Genomic DNA, 15686 nt, shown 5'->3' with positions numbered 1-15686 from the left:
CGGTGACCTAGGGGTTGGTCATGCAGTAAACTAGGTCGGTGACCAATAAGCAACAGAGCGACCGGCTGGATCCGGCCACGGTGATCCGTGCGGCGCTGAGCCTCCTGGACGACAAGGGCCTGGACGCGGTGTCCACGAGAGCGGTCGCCGACCGCCTCGGTGTACGGATGAACACCGTGCAGTGGCACGTGAAGACCAAGGCCCGAATGCTGGAGCTCATGGCGGACGCCGTACTCGGCGAAATCCCGCTGACCGACCTGTCGGCCGCCCCCGACGAACGCGCCCGCGAGCTGGCCCGCCGCTACCGCCGCGCCCTGCTGTCCCATCGCGACGGTGCCGCGCTGGTGGTAGGCACCTATGCCGCCGAGCCGCACACCCTGCGCTTCGCGGAGGCCCTGGTGGAGGCGCTGCTGAAGTGCGGCCCGGGTGACCGCGAGGCCGCGTGGACGGCGTGGGCGGTCACCTACTTCACCCTGGGCCTCACGCAGGAGGAGCAGGCGGTCAACGAGCGCCCACTGGGCGACATCCTGGCGGGCGCGATCTCCGAGACGGCCTACCCCTCGCTCCATCGCGTGGCCGGACATCTCGCGCCGACGTCCTTCGACGAGCGGTTCGAATCCGGGGTGGCCGCGATCCTCGCCGGGCGGTGAGGGGGAGGTTGAGCCGCGGGCATCGACCTTCCCGGCACACTCGCCCCGCGATATTTGCCAACTCGGCAACATGCTTTGTCTATGAGGTGTGTAGGTTACGAACATGGCGCACGAGAACGAGCTGGACGCTTGGGTAGGTCATCGGCTGAAGGACCTGCGCAGCGAACGCGGCATCACGCTGGTGACCTTGTCCGAGCAGACCGGTATCTCCGTCACACACCTCTCCCGTCTGGAGAAGGGGCATCGGCAGCCGTCCATCGGCAGCCTCCTCCAGATCGCCCGGGTGTACGGGATCTCGGTGAGTGAGCTGATCCAGGAGCAGGAGCCGGAGGACTACCACCTCGTACGAGGCGGCGAGGTGGTCGAGCATCCCGGGCAGGACGGGCACTACACCGTCCTGAGCGGCCCGGGGTCCACGATCGCTGTCATTCGCGTGGAGGTGGAGCCCGGAAAGTCGACCAAGGACGCCAAGCACGCGGGCGAAGAGTGGCTGCACGTCCTGTCGGGCGACGTGCTTTTCCGCCTGGACGGCAAGGACATCTCGCTGGGCGCCGGTGATTCCCTTCACTTCGACTCGTCGAAGGTCCACCGCTTGACCAACAGGAGCGAGCAGCCCGCCACCGTGCTGGTCGCGTCGACGGCCGCGACCATGCCGATGCATCACCCGGTTCCCTCACCGAAACCCCGGCGCTGACCGTTCGCCGACCGGTCAGAGAAGTCCGAGCAGTTCGCGGGCCAGGACCCGCGGTTGCACCAGCACCTCGACGTGAGTGACCTCGGTGAGGGTGACAAGACGGAACCCGCGCTTGACCACGGCGGCGGCGGTGTCGTTGAAGAACTCCTGGGCCGCGCAGTGAATGTAGGTCACCTGCTTGCCGTCCAGGACTTCCTCGCTGCCCGGTCCCAGCGGTTCGGCATGGGTGAGGCGAGGCATGGGGGTCAGGCGGCTCTCCAGCCAGGTGGCGCCGTCCTCGTCGGCGCCGAGCGCGCGTGGGTCCAGCGGGGCGGCCTCCCAGTCCGGGCCGCCCTCGGGGGCCACGAACGCGTCTTCCAGCCAGGGAAGCATGGTGAAGGCCGACTCGCCGGTGGTGGGGACGAAGCCGTCCACGTACACGATCTGTCCGATGCGATCCGGGACGAGGGCGGCCACCCCGGTGATGACCATGCCGCCGTAGCTGTGGCCCACGAGAATCACGTCCTCGACCTGCTCTCCGACGAGCAGATCGGCGACCTCCCGGACATTCACGGAGAGCCCCACCTCCGGCCGGGACAGATCGTGTTTCTCGGCGAACCCGGTGAGCGTGGGAGTCAGAACACGGTGGCCGGCCTCTTCCAGGACGGGCCGCATACGGTCCCAGACCCAGCCTCCACCCCAGGAACCATGAATCAGTACGAACGTCGCCATTGCGCTCTTCCTCCTGCGAGTCGCGGGTCCCTACGGATGCACCCAGGATCGACCGAGCGGCACCCGAGGTCAACCCGCAGGGCGATTTCATTTGCCTAGTAGGCAAACTCTGCCCGACCTGCAGTCACGGTGATCACCATCGGTTACGCTCAGGTCCCCTGTGTCGAGGCCCGGTCGCCCAGGCCGTCCCGGCCTGACCCTCACCACGAGGAGAGACCATGAGCGAGATCGCGATCCGTGACGACCGGGCGGCCGGCCGCCTGGAGGCGTACGCCGGTGACGAAGTCGTCGGCCACATCGCGTACTTCGTCCTCGAAAGCCCGGGGCGCGCGCTGGTCCCGGTCCACACGATCGTGGAGCCCGCCCATGAGGGCAAGGGCATCGCGGGCTCCCTCGCCCGCGAGCTGTACGCCATGTCGGCCCGCGAGGGCGTCCCGGTCGCCCCGCTCTGCCCGTACGTCGTCAAGTGGGCCGCACGCCACCCCGACGAGGCCCCGGTGGCCGACCCCGAACTGCTGAGCGCGGCGGAGGCATGGCTGGCGGCCCACCCCGGCCGGTTCTGATGGGACCGCTCGCCCTCCTGCACACCTCGCCCGCCCACGTCCCCGTCTTCGACGCGCTCCGCGACGAGGACCACCCGGCCCTGGAACTGCGGCACTTCGTGTCCGAGGAACTCCTGAAGCGGGCACGGGAGGAAGGGCCGGAGGCGGTGGCCGACGAGGTGCGCGCGATGCTGGACCGGGCCGTCGCCGACGGGGCGGCGGCGGTGCTCTGCACCTGCTCCACCATCGGCGCGGTCGCCGAGGCGGCCGACCCCGGCGTACCGGTACTCCGGGTGGACCGTCCGATGGCCGTTGCCGCGGTGGCTGCGGGCCCGCGCATCGTCGTACTCGCCACGGTGGAGAGCACTCTGGAGCCGACTGTGGCCCTCGTCCAGGAGGAGGCCGCCCGCGCGGGATCCCCGGCCGTCGTACGCACCCTGCTGGCGACCGACGCCTGGGACCACTTCGTGGCGGGCGACACCGACGCCTACGCCCGCGCCGTCGCGTCCGCCGCCGACCGCGTCATGGACGCCGACGTGATCGTCCTCGCCCAGGCCTCGATGACCCCTGCCCAGCACCTCACCACGACCGCCGTACCGGTGCTGTCCAGCCCGCGCCCCGGCCTCGCGGCGGGAGCGGCCGCGGCGGTCGGTGGGGATGTGGCTGGCGTGGTCGGCGCGGCGGGGGCGGCGTAGGCCCACCTGGTCCCCGTTCGTCCCGCGACGGGGTGAGTGGGCGCGCGGGGCACGGGTACGCGTGGGACAAGTCCAGGGCCGAGACACCGACTGGTTGGAGGACGCCATGACGCACCCGTACCCCGACCCCGTGAAGCCGGGGCCCACGCCCGGCCCGGGCCCCGACCACCCCCAACCCTTCCCGGAACCTTCCCCGAAACCCCACCCGGTCCCGGAGCCGTCCCCGTCCCCGGTCCCGCAACCCCCGGGCCCGGCCCCGACCCCGCCCCCGGAACCACAGCCGGACCCGATGGGTTAAGGACGCCACAAAAGATGCGGTGGCCCGGCGCGGAGAATCCGCGCCGGGCCACCGCATCTTTTAGGGACGCGGGGCTGTATCGATATGCGGCTCCTCCCCCACTCTCGGCTTCGCTCGAGCGGGGGGACCCCCATCGTGGGCGCGACAAGCCCCCACGGACCCGCACTCCGAGAACCGACCCCTGCGCGGAGCGCCTAGCCGGCCACCTCGGACCGGTCCCCGCCCCACAGCGTGTGGAACGACCCCTCCCGGTCGGTCCGCCGATACGTGTGCGCACCGAAGAAGTCCCGCTGCCCCTGGGTGAGAGCCGCAGGCAACCGCTCCGCACGCAACGCGTCGTAGTACGAGAGCGCCGCCGCGAACCCGGGCGTGGGCACCCCCTGCTGCACGGCGGAGACGAGCACGGCCCGCCAGTCGCCCTGAGCCGCCGCGATCTCCTGCGCGAACGTCTCGTCGGACAGCAGGCTCGGCAGATCGGCCCGCGTGTCGTACGCGGCCCGGATCCGGTCCAGGAACGCCGCCCGGATGATGCAGCCCCCGCGCCAGATCGAGGCGACCGCACCCAGGTCGATGTTCCAGTCGTACTCGGCGCTGCCGGCCGCGATCTTGTGGAAGCCCTGCGTGTAGGACACGATCTTCGACGCGTACAGCGCCTGCTCCACCCGGTCGGCGAATGCCGAGGCCTCGGCCTCGCCCAGCGCCGTGGCCTTCGGGCCGGCGAGCCCGCGCGAGGCCTCACGCAGCTCGGTGTGACCGGACAGGGACCGCGCGAAGACGGCCTCGGCGATACCCGACACGGGAACGCCCAGGTCGAGAGCGATCTGCACGGTCCACCGACCCGTGCCCTTCTGCTCCGCCTGGTCCTGCACCACGTCGACGAAGGGCTTGCCGGTCGCCGCGTCCACGTGGGAGAGGACCTCGGCGGTGATCTCGATCAGGTAGGAGTCGAGCCGTCCGGTGTTCCAGGTGCGGAAGATGTCCGCGATCTGCGCGGGGGAGTAGCCCGCCACGTCACGCAGCAGCTGGTACGCCTCGCCGATCAGCTGCATGTCGGCGTACTCGATGCCGTTGTGCACCATCTTCACGAAGTGTCCGGCGCCGTCGGGGCCGACGTGCGTGACGCAGGGCGCGCCGTCTTCGGCCTTCGCGGAGATCTTCTCCAGCATCGGGCCGAGCGACTCGTAGGACTCGGCCGGACCGCCCGGCATGATGCTCGGCCCGTGCAGCGCGCCCTCCTCGCCGCCGGAGATGCCCGCGCCGACGAAGTGGATGCCCTGCTCGCGCAGTTCGCGCTCCCGGCGCCGGGTGTCGGCGAAGTGGGCGTTGCCGCCGTCGATGATCATGTCGCCGGGCTCCAGGAGCGGGGCGAACTCCTGGATCACCGCGTCGGTCGGCTCGCCGGCCTTCACCATGATGACCAGGCGGCGGGGGCGTTCCAGCGCGGCGACGAACTCCTTGGCGGTGTCCGTCGCGACGAAGGTGCCTTCGCTGCCGAACTCCTCCACCAGCGCGTGCGTACGCGCGGCCGTCCGGTTGTGCAGGGCGACCGCATACCCGTTCCGCGCGAAGTTACGGGCGAGATTGCGCCCCATGACCGCGAGTCCCGTGACGCCGATCTGGGCTGAAGTGCTCATACGGTTGGCTCCTAGATTTCCTGAATCGGTAGTGCCGGTCATGCCTGCCAGTATCGCCCCGCCGACCATCCTGACTTGCAGGTTCGCCGACCGCACATCCTGACTTTCCTCTGGTGTTTACGCAGCGGAGCCGCCCTCGCCTCAGCGCCTCGCCGAACTTCGCCGTCACACCTGCCCCGGGCATACGTGCCGACACCCGCGAACGAGGGGCGATTCCTGGTCACTTGGCGGGATGGGGCGACCGATTGCCCTCTTGTCGTGGCCTGTTAGCAGCCTTTACTTTTGTCGCTCCTGACGCATGTCGAGGGGGCTCCTTCATGGCCGTACGCGGCCGGCACCGCCGGTATCAGCCGAACAGGATCAACCGCGCCTCACTCACCGTCACGGTGGGCGGCGCCGGAATGGCGATACCGCTCATCGGTACGGGCGTCGCGCACGCGGCTGATGTGGACACCTGGAACAAGGTCGCCGCCTGCGAGTCCACCAGCAACTGGAAGATCAACACCGGCAACGGCTACTACGGCGGGCTGCAGTTCAGCCAGTCCACCTGGGAGGCGTACGGCGGCAGGGCCTACGCGGCACGCGCCGACCTCGCCACCCAGGACCAGCAGATCGCCGTGGCCGAGAAGGTCCTCAAGGGCCAGGGCCCCGGCGCCTGGCCGACCTGCTCGGTACGGGCGGGCCTCACCCGCGGCGGCGACACCCCCGACATCAATCCGTCGGGCACCTCCGCCCAGGCGTCCGCCAAGACCGCCAAGCGCACCGTCCGTGACGTACAGCCGCAGACCACGCCCCAGTCCCGGGCCGGCACCGCCGAGATGTACACCGTCGTGCGCGGCGACACGCTCTCCGGCATCGCGGGCGCACGCGAGGTCCCTGGCGGCTGGCAGCGGTTGTACGACGCCAACCGCGGGACGGTCGGCGCCGACCCCGACGTGATAATTCCCGGTCAGCGGCTGAACCTGAAGCCGAAGGCGACCCCGGGCAACGGCGGCACGTCCACGTCGCCCGGCAAGTCCGCCACGGACAAGTCCTCGGCTGAGAAGAGCGGGAAGAAGGAGAAGGCCGAGAAGACCGAGAAGCGCGAGAAGACCGGGCAGCAGGCCGCCTCCGCGACGCGCAGCTTCACCGCGCCGGTCGGCGCCGGTACCGGAACGCCCTACCGCGCCTCGGGCTCCTCCTGGTCGAAGGGTTACCACACGGGCGTCGACTTCCCGGTGCCCACCGGCACGTCGGTCAAGTCGGTCGGCGCGGGCAGCGTCGTGACCGCGGGCTGGGGCGGTTCCTTCGGCTACCAGGTGGTGATCCGGCACGGTGACGGCCACTACACCCAGTACGCCCACCTGTCGGCGATCTCCGTGAAGGCGGGACAGAGCGTGGGAAGCGGCCAGCGCATCGGCCGCTCGGGCTCCACGGGCAACAGCACGGGCCCGCATCTGCACTTCGAGGTGCGGACGGGGCCCGGTTTCGGCAGCGACATCGATCCGGTCGCCTATCTGCGCGCAGGTGGCGTCACGATTTGACGCTGGAGCGGATCACCATCGGGGCCGGGAGCAACGGCATGAACGGTATTCCGTAGTAGCTCCCGCGGGGCCACGCTGCCTCGTCGATGCCCTCAATGCCGTCGATCGTGTCCGGGGCCTCGTCGAGTCGCGGGGGCCCGTTGGACCCGGGCGGCGGCAGGAGGGCGTCCTCCCGCGCCGAGGCGGAGGCGAGCACCCCGGCGGGGGCGAGTATCTCCTCCCGTATGCGCGGCTGGTCCCGGACTCCGGCGGAGACCACCACCCGCTCCGCCGGGACGGGCTGCTCGGGCAGCACGCGCTCGTACGGAACGGCGGTCTCCTCGATGCCGATCCCGATGCCGATGCGCCTCGGCTCGGCACCCGGGACGCTCGACGACTCGGTCCCCGTGGTCGCGTCGGCCACCGCTCCGGCCATGGCCGGAGCGGGCACCGGCACCGGTACTGGCGCCGTGCGCTCCGTGCCGCTGATCCGCTCCGTGGTGAGCAGGATCAGGCCGCCCGCGGCGACGACCCCGCAGCTCAGCGCGAGGACGGTGCCCGTCTCGCCGTACCGGAACGTCTCGCCGAACATCGTGATACCGACCGCGGCGGCCACTATGGGGTTCACGACGGTCAGCGTGGCCAGGGGCGCCGCGAGTCCGGCGCCCCGGTAGGAGGCCTGCGACAGGAGCATTCCGGCGGTCGCCAGGACGCCGATCACGGCGAGGCTCGGCACGTCGGCGAGCGAGACGCCGCCCGCCCAGTCGACCGCGACCGTCTTCGTGAACACCGACGACATGCCGAAGGCGACACCAGCCGCCGTCGCGAGCAGCACACTGCGCACGGCCGGGTTCCGGTGCGCCGCGCGGGCCGCCGTCATCAGGGCCACCACGGCGCCGCCGGTGACCAGGGCCACCATGACGCGCTGGGTGCTGTTCAGGGACTGCGAGTCGGCCGTGCCGACCAGGGCGAGCAGACCGGCCAGGCCGACCGTCGCCATGATCGCGCCGCGCCAGGCGGTCGCCCCGGCCTTGCGGCGCACGAAGATCGCGGCCATGGGAAGCGCGAAGACGATGGTCAGCGCGCCGAGTGGCTGGACCAGGCTGAGCGGGCCGTAGGCGAGTGCCACGACGTGCAGCAGCCCGCCGAGGCCGTTGAGGCCGACCGCGATCCACCAGGCGTACTGGCGCATCGGTGCGTACGTCGTGTCCGGTGTGTTCGCCGCGACCCGTTCCTGCACGATCGCCCCGCCGGCGTACGCGACGGCGGAGATGAGAGAGAGCAGCACAGACAGCACGAGTGCGTTCACGTGTCGCTCCTCCTCTGCGGGTGACGGACGCTCTTCGTGGAGCGGAGAGTCCGGTACGGCGATCGGTCGGCTTCCATGGTTAATACGATCCCTCGTGAAAGGGCCCGTGTCGTCGTACCTGAGCAGTCATTGGGTCCTACTGCCGATGGAGTACGTCTTGGGCCCAGTCCTCCCCAGGTCGGGTGACACCGAGTACAACCCCCCTAGTGGCTCCGTTATGCCCCTTGGTGTACTTGGTGTTCGTGAACCTCGATCCGGACCTCGATCGGCTCGCCTCTCTCGAAGGTTTCTTCGCCCTGCGCACTGGACGAGGGCCGTCGCTGCCGACGCTCGCGGAGGTGTACGAGACACGGAATGTCACCGTCGAGTCGGATCCGCTCACTTTCCGTGTCCGCAAGGTCGTGCGGCTGCTGGGCGCGCCCGAGTCGCGGATCGGGGTCTCGGTGGCGCAGCAGGGACTCGCCGCCCGGCTGTGGTCGGTGGCGCTGGGCGCGGCCGTTCTCTACGGACAGGTTCCCGACCTCGACCCCCGGCTGCTGCGCTGGGACGCGGACGGCAGCGCGCCCGACGACCTGTGGCTGTCCGAGACGCGTGCCCTGCCAGGCGACGCGGCGACCGTCCGGCAGGTCGTCCAGTACGGCCATCTCGAACCTCTCGCGACGGCACTACGGGCCCGGCAGCCCGTCTCCGCGGGGCTGTTGTGGGGCAACGCGGCCTCCGCGCTCGCGGGCGCCGCACGCGAACTCGACCGCTGGGCCCGCGCCAACGGCCGACCGGAGACGGGTGACCTGGCCCGCTCCCTGGCCGCCGAGCTCCTCGACCACCCCGACCTGCGGGACACCGGCACTCTGACCGGCACGGCGTTCCGGCGGCGCAGCTGCTGTCTCTACTACCGGGTCCCCGGCGGAGGCGTATGCGGCGACTGCTGCTTCGTACGCCCCCCGCGCCGACTCTGAGCACGGTCGTGCGGCACGATGGGGGCCTGCCTTCCTTCGCGGTCTTCCCCAAGACACACTTCTGGGTGACCATGTGGGAACCAACCGCTGAGACAGGGGGTTCCGGGTGCGAGTGGGACTACTTTCCCGGGAGTACCCGCCGGATGTGTACGGCGGTGCGGGGGTCCACGTCGAGTTCCTCGCCCGGGAGTTGAGGCCACTCACCGACCTGGACGTGCACTGCTGGGGCGAGGGCGCCGCGGGCGGCGTCGTCCGCCACCGGCCCTGGCCCGCGCTCGACGGCGCGAACGACGCGCTGCGCACCTTCTCCGTGGACCTTTCCATCGCCGCCGCCCTCGAAGGCCGCGAACTCGTCCACTCGCACACCTGGTACGCGAACCTCGCGGGCCACATGGCGAAGCTGCTGTACGGCATCCCGCACGTCATGACCGCCCACTCCCTGGAGCCGCTGCGCCCCTGGAAGGCCGAGCAGCTCGGCGGCGGCTACGCCCTCTCCAGCTGGGCCGAGCGGACCGCCATCGAGGCTGCCGACGCCGTGATCGCCGTCTCCGGAGCCATGCGCGAGGACATCCTCGGCTGCTACCCCTCCCTGGACCCGGCGAAGGTACGCGTCGTGCACAACGGCATCGACACCTCTCTCTACGAGCCGGACCACGGCACGGACGTGATCGACCGCATCGGCCTCGACCTCGCCCGCCCGTACGTCCTGTTCGTCGGCCGTATCACCCGCCAGAAGGGCGTGCCCCATCTGCTGCGCGCGGTGCGGGACATCGATCCGGCCGCGCAGGTCGTGCTGTGCGCGGGAGCGCCCGACACACCGGAGATCGACCAGGAGTTCCGCGACCTGTTCCAGGAGCTCAGCCGCGTCCGCGAGGGCGTGCACTGGATCCCGCAGATGCTGCCGCGACCGGACGTGATCCAACTCCTCACGCATGCAACCGTGTTCGTCTGCCCCTCGGTGTACGAGCCCCTGGGCATCGTCAACCTGGAGGCGATGGCCTGCGGCACGGCCGTGGTGGCCTCGCGGGTGGGCGGGATTCCCGAGGTCGTCGCGGACGGCGAGACCGGGCTGCTCGTCTCCGTCGAGGGGTCCGCCGAGGAGGACGCGGCGCGGCTGGCGCGCGCCCTGGACTCGCTGCTGGCCGACCCGGAGGCCGCCCGGCGCATGGGCGAGGCGGGCCGCGAACGGGCGGTGCGGGCGTTCGGCTGGGACGCGGTGGCCCGGCAGACGGTCCAGCTGTACGAGGAAATCCTCAAACAGGTCTAGCTCGCGGGCTAGAACAACCCTTCGACGGGGATAGTCCTCTGGCAGGTGTAGTTCGAGAACATGGCTCAAACCGGGCGGTAGAGGGGTGCGGCATGCGACGCGGTGGACCTTCGGTGCTGGGAATCGTACTGGCGGGTGGCGAGGGCAAGCGGTTGATGCCTTTGACAGCCGACCGTGCGAAACCCGCTGTGACTTTCGGCGGAACGTATCGCCTGGTGGATTTCGTACTCTCCAATCTCGTCAACGCCGACATCCTGCGCATCTGCGTCCTGACGCAGTACAAGTCGCACTCGCTCGACCGGCACATCACCACGACCTGGCGGATGTCCAGCCTGCTCGGCAACTACGTGACGCCGGTCCCTGCGCAGCAGCGGCTCGGCCCGCGCTGGTACCTGGGCAGCGCCGACGCGATCCTGCAGTCGCTGAACCTCGTACACGACGAGCAGCCCGACTACATCGCGGTCTTCGGCGCCGACCACGTCTACCGCATGGACCCGCGGCAGATGCTGAACCAGCACATCGAGAGCGGTGCGGGCGTGACCGTCGCGGGCATCCGCGTGCCCCGGAACGAGTCGTCGGCCTTCGGCGTCATCTCGCCCGGGACGGACGGCCAGAGCGTCCGCGGCTTCCTGGAGAAGCCCGCCGATCCGCCGGGCCTCCCGGACGACCCGGAGAGCGTCTTCGCCTCCATGGGCAACTACATCTTCACCACGAAGGCCCTGGTGGAGGTGTTGCAGCGGGACGCCGAGGACGAGAACTCCGTGCACGACATGGGCGGCTCGATCCTGCCGGCGCTCACCGATCGCGGCGAGGCCCAGCTGTACGACTTCAGCCAGAACCACGTGCCCGGCGAGACGGTCCGCGACCAGGGCTACTGGCGTGACGTCGGGACCCTCGACGCGTACTACGACGCCCATATGGACCTGATCGCCGAGCGGCCCGCCTTCAACCTCTACAACCGCAGCTGGCCCATCTACACCCACTCCGGCCAGCTGTCGCCGGCCCGCTTCAACGCCGGCGGCATGGCGAGCGAGTCCATCATCAGCGCGGGCTGTCTGATCCGGGGCCAGGTCACCCGTTCCGTCCTGTCGCCGGGGGTCGTCGTCGACCCGGGCGCCGTCGTCCAGGGCTCGGTGCTGCACGACAACGTGCACATCGGGCGGGGCGCGGTCGTGCGCGGCGCGGTCCTCGACAAGAACGTACAGGTGCCCCCGGGAGCGACGATCGGCGTCAACCCGGAGCGGGACGAGGAGCTCTACACGGTCTCCAAGGGGGGCGTGATCGCGCTCGGAAAGGGCCAGCACGTGTCGTAGCCGCCGGGCGCGTTGGGCTGCCGGGGTGGCAATGGCGCGGCCCACCACGGCAGGTCCGGGGTGACGGGCGGGCCGAGCGGTCTCATGACGTACGACCGCACGGTGATCGAGCCCGACACGGAGGACCCGCGTATGAGATGGACCGGACGCCCGCGCCCGCGTACGGCCGTGGTGATCGCTGCCGCCCTGCTCGGGCTGGGCGGCGGGCTCGCCGCTCCCGCCGTGTCGGCCGCCGAACCGGGGGCGGGCCGGCTCACCGACCTGGTCAACCCGTTCATCGGCACCGAGGCCGAGGGCAACACCTTCCCGGGCGCCGCTGTGCCCTTCGGCATGGTCCAGCTGTCCCCGGACACTGGTCACAACACCGGCTACGACTACTCGCAGAACCGCGTCCGCGGCTTCTCGCTCGTCCACCTGTCCGGTGTCGGCTGCCGCATCGGCGGAGACCTGCCGGTCCTGCCCACCACGGGTGACGTCACCGAGACCGACTACGCGAAGTACGCCGCGGAGTTCGGCCACGACACGGAGAAGGCGAGCCCCGGCCACTACCGGGTCGGCCTGAAGAGCGGCAGCGGCGACACCGTCATCGACGCCGAGCTGACGGCCACCGCACGCACCGGTGTGCAGCGCTACACCTTCCCGGCCACGGACAAGGCGAACGTCCTCCTGAACGCCGGCCAGTCGCTGCACAAGACGGTCTCCACCACGGTCGAGATCCTCGACGACCGCACCGTACGCACCACGATCACCGGCAGCGGCTTCTGCCGCGCCACCCGGCCGTACACCGTCCACACCCTCACCCGCTTCGACCGGCCGTTCACCACGTCGGGCACGTGGCACGGCGACACGGTCACCAAGGGCTCCGCGCGCTCGACCGGCACCGGCCGCAACGGCGCGTACGTCCGCTTCGACACGACGAAGGACCGCACGGTCGAGGCGACCACCGCGCTGTCGTACGTGGACGCGCGCGGCGCGGCCGTGAACCTCCGCTCCGAAGGAGGCCGTTCCTTCGACAGCGTCCGGGACGCGGCACGGCGGGCCTGGGAGGAGCGGCTCGACGACGTACGGGTGCGAGGCGGCGACGGCACACTCCGGCGCACCTTCTACTCCTCCCTCTACCGGTCCTTCCTCGCCCCCAACATCGGCAGCGACGCGGACGGCCGCTACACCGGCTGGGACGGGAAGGCTCACCGAGAGATGGGCTTCACCTACTACCAGAACTGGTCACTGTGGGACACGTACCGCACCCAGGCACAGCTCCTCGCCCTGCTCGCGCCGCGTGAGTCGCGTGACATGGCGCTGTCCGTCCTCAGGGTCGGCGAAGAGGGCGGCTGGCTGCCCAAGTGGGGCTACGGGACGGTCGAGACGAACATCATGACCGGCGATCCGGTCACCCCGTTCCTCACCAACGCCTACCAGCAGGGGCTGCTGGACGGGCACGAGGAGCGGACCTACCGCGCGCTGAAGAGAAACGCCGACGGCGTGCCGCCCGCCGACTCGCCCGCGGCGGGGCGCGAGGGCAACAAGGAGTACATCGCCGACGGATTCGTGCCCCTCATCAAGGGCCGCCCGCATGCCAAGCTCGGCAACTCCGACTACGACTTCGGCGCGTCCGCGACGCTCGAGTACGCCCTGTCCGACGCGATGCTCGCCCAGATGGCCCGCGATCTGGGGCACGAGGCGGACGCCGCGCGGTACGCCGCCCGTTCGCAGAACTACCGCCGGATCCTCGACCCCTCGACCGGATTCTTCCGGGCACGGGACGCCTCGGGCGCCTTCATCGGATCGGCCGATCCGGCCAGGAGCGAGGGATTCCACGAGGGCACGTCCTGGCAGTACCAGTGGCTGGTCCCGCAGGACCTGCCGGGGATGATCGACCTGATCGGCGGCAGGCAGGCCACGAACGACCGGCTCGACGCGTTCTTCGCGTACGACCAGCTGATGAAGGACCCCGCGAAGACGGCCCGCGAGGTGTGGGTCAACGGACCGTACGCCTACTACAACGCCGACAAGTACAACCCCCAGAACGAGCCCGACCTGATCGCCCCCTACACCTATCTCTCGACCGGCCGGCCCTGGCAGACCACCGACGTGGTGCATGCAGCGCTGACCCTCTTCACGGACACGCCGACGGGCATGACCGGAAACGACGACCTGGGGACCATGTCCGCCTGGCACGTCCTGTCGTCGATCGGGATCTTCCCGGTGCAGCCCGGATTCGACACCTGGGGCCTGTCCACACCGGTCTTCGAGCGGGTCGACGTGACCCTCGACCGCCGCTACCACCCACTCGGCGCACTGACCGTGACGGCCACGCCGGACGCCTCGGACGGGCGCCGGTACATCCAGTCGGTACGGGGCGACGGGGCCGCACACGACCGTACGTACCTGACGACCGGTGAGCTGCGCGGCATCCGCGAGCTGGCCTTCACGGTGGGCGGAGCGCCGTCCGACTGGGGCACGGCCGCGGACGCGGCGCCGCCCGCGCTGAAGTGACATCGCCCACTGGCCTGACCTCTTAGGCCACACGAGTCCCGCCACTGTCACAAGTGGCGGGACTTAATACGCTGTTAACTGTGCGTAGCTTGATCGCGCTTGACCGTAATCGCCCAGCCGGGTTGACTTCTTGCTCACCCGTCGTCGACGCGAGAGCCAAGCCCTTGACCTCTGACCTTCTCGCACCACTCGACCTGGCGTTCTGGAACATCGAGTCCGCCGAGCACCCGATGCACCTCGGGGCACTCGGGATCTTCGCGGCCAACTCGCCCGCCGCGGCCCCGCACGCGGCCGACCTGCTCGCGGCCCGCGCGGCCGGTGTCCCCGGACTGCGGATGCGGATCCGCGACATCTGGCAGCCGCTCGACCTGCGGCAGCCGCTGGCCTTCGCCTTCGGCGGAGCCGCCCGCGAACCCGTCGCCGACTTCGAACCCTTCGACCACATCCGGCTGCACGCACCCGTCGTGGACTTCCACAGCGCCGCGGGCGCGATCATGCAACGCCCCCTGGAGCGCGAAAGGCCCCCGTGGGAGGCCCATGTGCTGCCCGGCGTGGACGGCACCTCGTTCGCCGTGCTGTTCAAGTTCCATCACGCCCTGGCCGACGGACTGCGGGCACTGACGCTCGCGGCGGCGCTCATGGACCCCATCGACATGCCGACGCCCCGCCCGCGCCCCGAGGCGCCCACGCGCGGCTTCCTCCCCGACGTGCGCAAGCTGCCCGGCCTCCTCCGCGGCACGCTCTCCGGCGTGGGCCAGGCCCTCGACATCGGTGCCTCCGTGGCCCGCGCCACCTGGGGCGTACGGTCCTCCGCCGCCCTGGTCTCGGAGCCGACCGGCACTCGTCGCGTCGCGGGCGTGAACGTGGACCTCGACGACATCCACACGATCCGCAAGAGCGCCGGCGGCACCGTCAACGACGTACTGATCGCCGTCGTCGCCGGCGCCCTGCGGCGCTGGCTGGACGAGCGCGGTGACGGCAGCGAGGGCGTGTCGCCCCGGGCCCTGATCCCCGTTTCGCGGCGCCGCCCGCGCACCGCCCACCCGCAGGGCAACCGGCTCTCCGGCTACCTGATGCGGCTTCCCGTCGACGACCCGGACCCGCTCGGCCGGCTCGACACGGTCCGTACGGCCATGAACCGCAACAAGGACTTGGGCCCCCACCGGGGCGCGGGCGCCGTCGCGCTGCTCGCCGACCACGTTCCCGCGCTCGGCCACCGGCTCGGCGGGCCCGTCGTCGGACAGGCCGCCCGGCTGCTCTTCGACATCCTGGTCACCAGCGTGCCGCTGCCCAGCCTCGGCATGAAGCTCGGCGGCTGCCCGCTCACCGAGGTCTATCCGCTCGCCCCGCTGGCCCGCGGCCAGTCCCTCGCGGTCGCGGTCTCCACGTTCCGCGGACGCGTCCACTACGGGCTCGTCGCCGACGCGGAGGCCGTGCCCGACCTCGACCGGTTCGCCAAGGCGCTGACCGCCGAGGTGGAGGAGCTGATCACCGCCTGCGTGCCCTGAACCGCCCCCTCCGGTCCCCTGAACGGCTCTCTCCGGGGCCCGTGGACCGCCTGTCAGGGGCCCGGAAAAGACCGGTGATCACCGCGGGTTTGGTGCCTTTGCCCTGCGCTC

At 70.7% G+C, this 15686-nt stretch carries 13 protein-coding genes; 10 read left to right on the top strand and 3 right to left on the bottom strand.

Annotated elements, in window-relative coordinates; translation table 11 throughout:
- Positions 1-38 precede the first annotated feature (38 nt).
- The gene (locus tag OHA11_RS03345; protein ID WP_266491783.1) at positions 39-650 is read left to right on the top strand and encodes a TetR/AcrR family transcriptional regulator C-terminal domain-containing protein; all 612 of its coding nucleotides are present in this window, start codon (positions 39-41) and stop codon (positions 648-650) included.
- Positions 651-753: 103 nt separating this feature from the next.
- Positions 754-1344, top strand: a complete 591-nt coding sequence (locus OHA11_RS03340; RefSeq protein ID WP_266491781.1) for a helix-turn-helix domain-containing protein — start codon at positions 754-756, stop codon at positions 1342-1344.
- 15 nt (positions 1345-1359) lie between these two features.
- Here OHA11_RS03340 and OHA11_RS03335 read toward each other — a convergent pair whose 3' ends face one another.
- The gene (locus OHA11_RS03335; protein ID WP_266491773.1) at positions 1360-2055 is read right to left on the bottom strand and encodes an alpha/beta fold hydrolase; all 696 of its coding nucleotides are present in this window, start codon (positions 2053-2055) and stop codon (positions 1360-1362) included.
- 218 nt (positions 2056-2273) lie between these two features.
- Here OHA11_RS03335 and OHA11_RS03330 point away from each other — a divergent pair, with 218 nt between their 5' ends.
- Together OHA11_RS03330 and OHA11_RS03325 are read left to right on the top strand one after the other, a co-directional pair.
- Positions 2274-2618 carry a GNAT family N-acetyltransferase gene (locus tag OHA11_RS03330; RefSeq protein WP_266491770.1) on the top strand — a complete coding sequence of 115 codons (345 nt, stop codon included), beginning with the start codon at positions 2274-2276 and terminating at the stop codon, positions 2616-2618.
- Positions 2588-3292, top strand: a complete 705-nt coding sequence (locus OHA11_RS03325; protein ID WP_266491767.1) for an aspartate/glutamate racemase family protein — start codon at positions 2588-2590, stop codon at positions 3290-3292. Before OHA11_RS03330 ends, OHA11_RS03325 begins: the two co-directional genes overlap by 31 nt.
- 492 nt (positions 3293-3784) lie before the next feature.
- On the opposite strand, the gene gndA is transcribed toward OHA11_RS03325, so the two are convergent.
- The gene (gene gndA, locus OHA11_RS03315; protein WP_266491762.1) at positions 3785-5224 is read right to left on the bottom strand and encodes an NADP-dependent phosphogluconate dehydrogenase; all 1440 of its coding nucleotides are present in this window, start codon (positions 5222-5224) and stop codon (positions 3785-3787) included.
- A gap of 317 nt (positions 5225-5541) precedes the next feature.
- On the opposite strand from gndA, the gene OHA11_RS03310 reads away from it, so the two are divergent.
- Positions 5542-6747: a transglycosylase family protein gene (locus tag OHA11_RS03310; protein ID WP_266491760.1), complete on the top strand. Its 1206-nt coding sequence runs from the start codon at positions 5542-5544 to the stop codon at positions 6745-6747.
- On the opposite strand, the gene OHA11_RS03305 is transcribed toward OHA11_RS03310, so the two are convergent.
- The gene (locus tag OHA11_RS03305; protein WP_266491757.1) at positions 6737-8035 is read right to left on the bottom strand and encodes a DMT family transporter; all 1299 of its coding nucleotides are present in this window, start codon (positions 8033-8035) and stop codon (positions 6737-6739) included. The two genes, OHA11_RS03310 and OHA11_RS03305, sit on opposite strands and share 11 nt — an antisense overlap.
- Before the next feature lie 242 nt (positions 8036-8277).
- Between OHA11_RS03305 and OHA11_RS03300 the strand changes: the two genes are divergently transcribed.
- The 5 genes from OHA11_RS03300 to OHA11_RS03280 all read left to right on the top strand — a co-directional run bounded on the left by OHA11_RS03300 (position 8278) and on the right by OHA11_RS03280 (position 15575).
- The gene (locus tag OHA11_RS03300; protein WP_266491755.1) at positions 8278-8991 is read left to right on the top strand and encodes a (2Fe-2S)-binding protein; all 714 of its coding nucleotides are present in this window, start codon (positions 8278-8280) and stop codon (positions 8989-8991) included.
- A 106-nt stretch (positions 8992-9097) separates the two neighbouring features.
- Complete coding sequence (gene glgA, locus OHA11_RS03295) at positions 9098-10258, top strand: glycogen synthase (RefSeq protein ID WP_266491753.1); 1161 nt, start codon at positions 9098-9100, stop codon at positions 10256-10258.
- A 92-nt stretch (positions 10259-10350) separates the two neighbouring features.
- A complete protein-coding gene (gene glgC, locus OHA11_RS03290) occupies positions 10351-11571 on the top strand; it encodes a glucose-1-phosphate adenylyltransferase (protein ID WP_266491751.1) in 1221 nt (406 codons plus the stop codon).
- Positions 11572-11703: 132 nt separating this feature from the next.
- Positions 11704-14067, top strand: coding sequence for a GH92 family glycosyl hydrolase (locus OHA11_RS03285; RefSeq protein ID WP_266506906.1), 2364 nt, complete (start codon positions 11704-11706; stop codon positions 14065-14067).
- A 164-nt stretch (positions 14068-14231) separates the two neighbouring features.
- Positions 14232-15575, top strand: a complete 1344-nt coding sequence (locus OHA11_RS03280) for a wax ester/triacylglycerol synthase family O-acyltransferase (RefSeq protein ID WP_266491749.1) — start codon at positions 14232-14234, stop codon at positions 15573-15575.
- Positions 15576-15686: the final 111 nt, after the last annotated feature.

The sequence above is a fragment of the Streptomyces sp. NBC_00878 genome, assembly GCF_026341515.1.
In the GTDB taxonomy this organism is placed as follows: Bacteria; Actinomycetota; Actinomycetes; order Streptomycetales; family Streptomycetaceae; genus Streptomyces.
The sequence above is the reverse complement of the archived record's forward strand: the minus strand, read 5'-3'. Positions and strand labels throughout refer to the sequence as shown.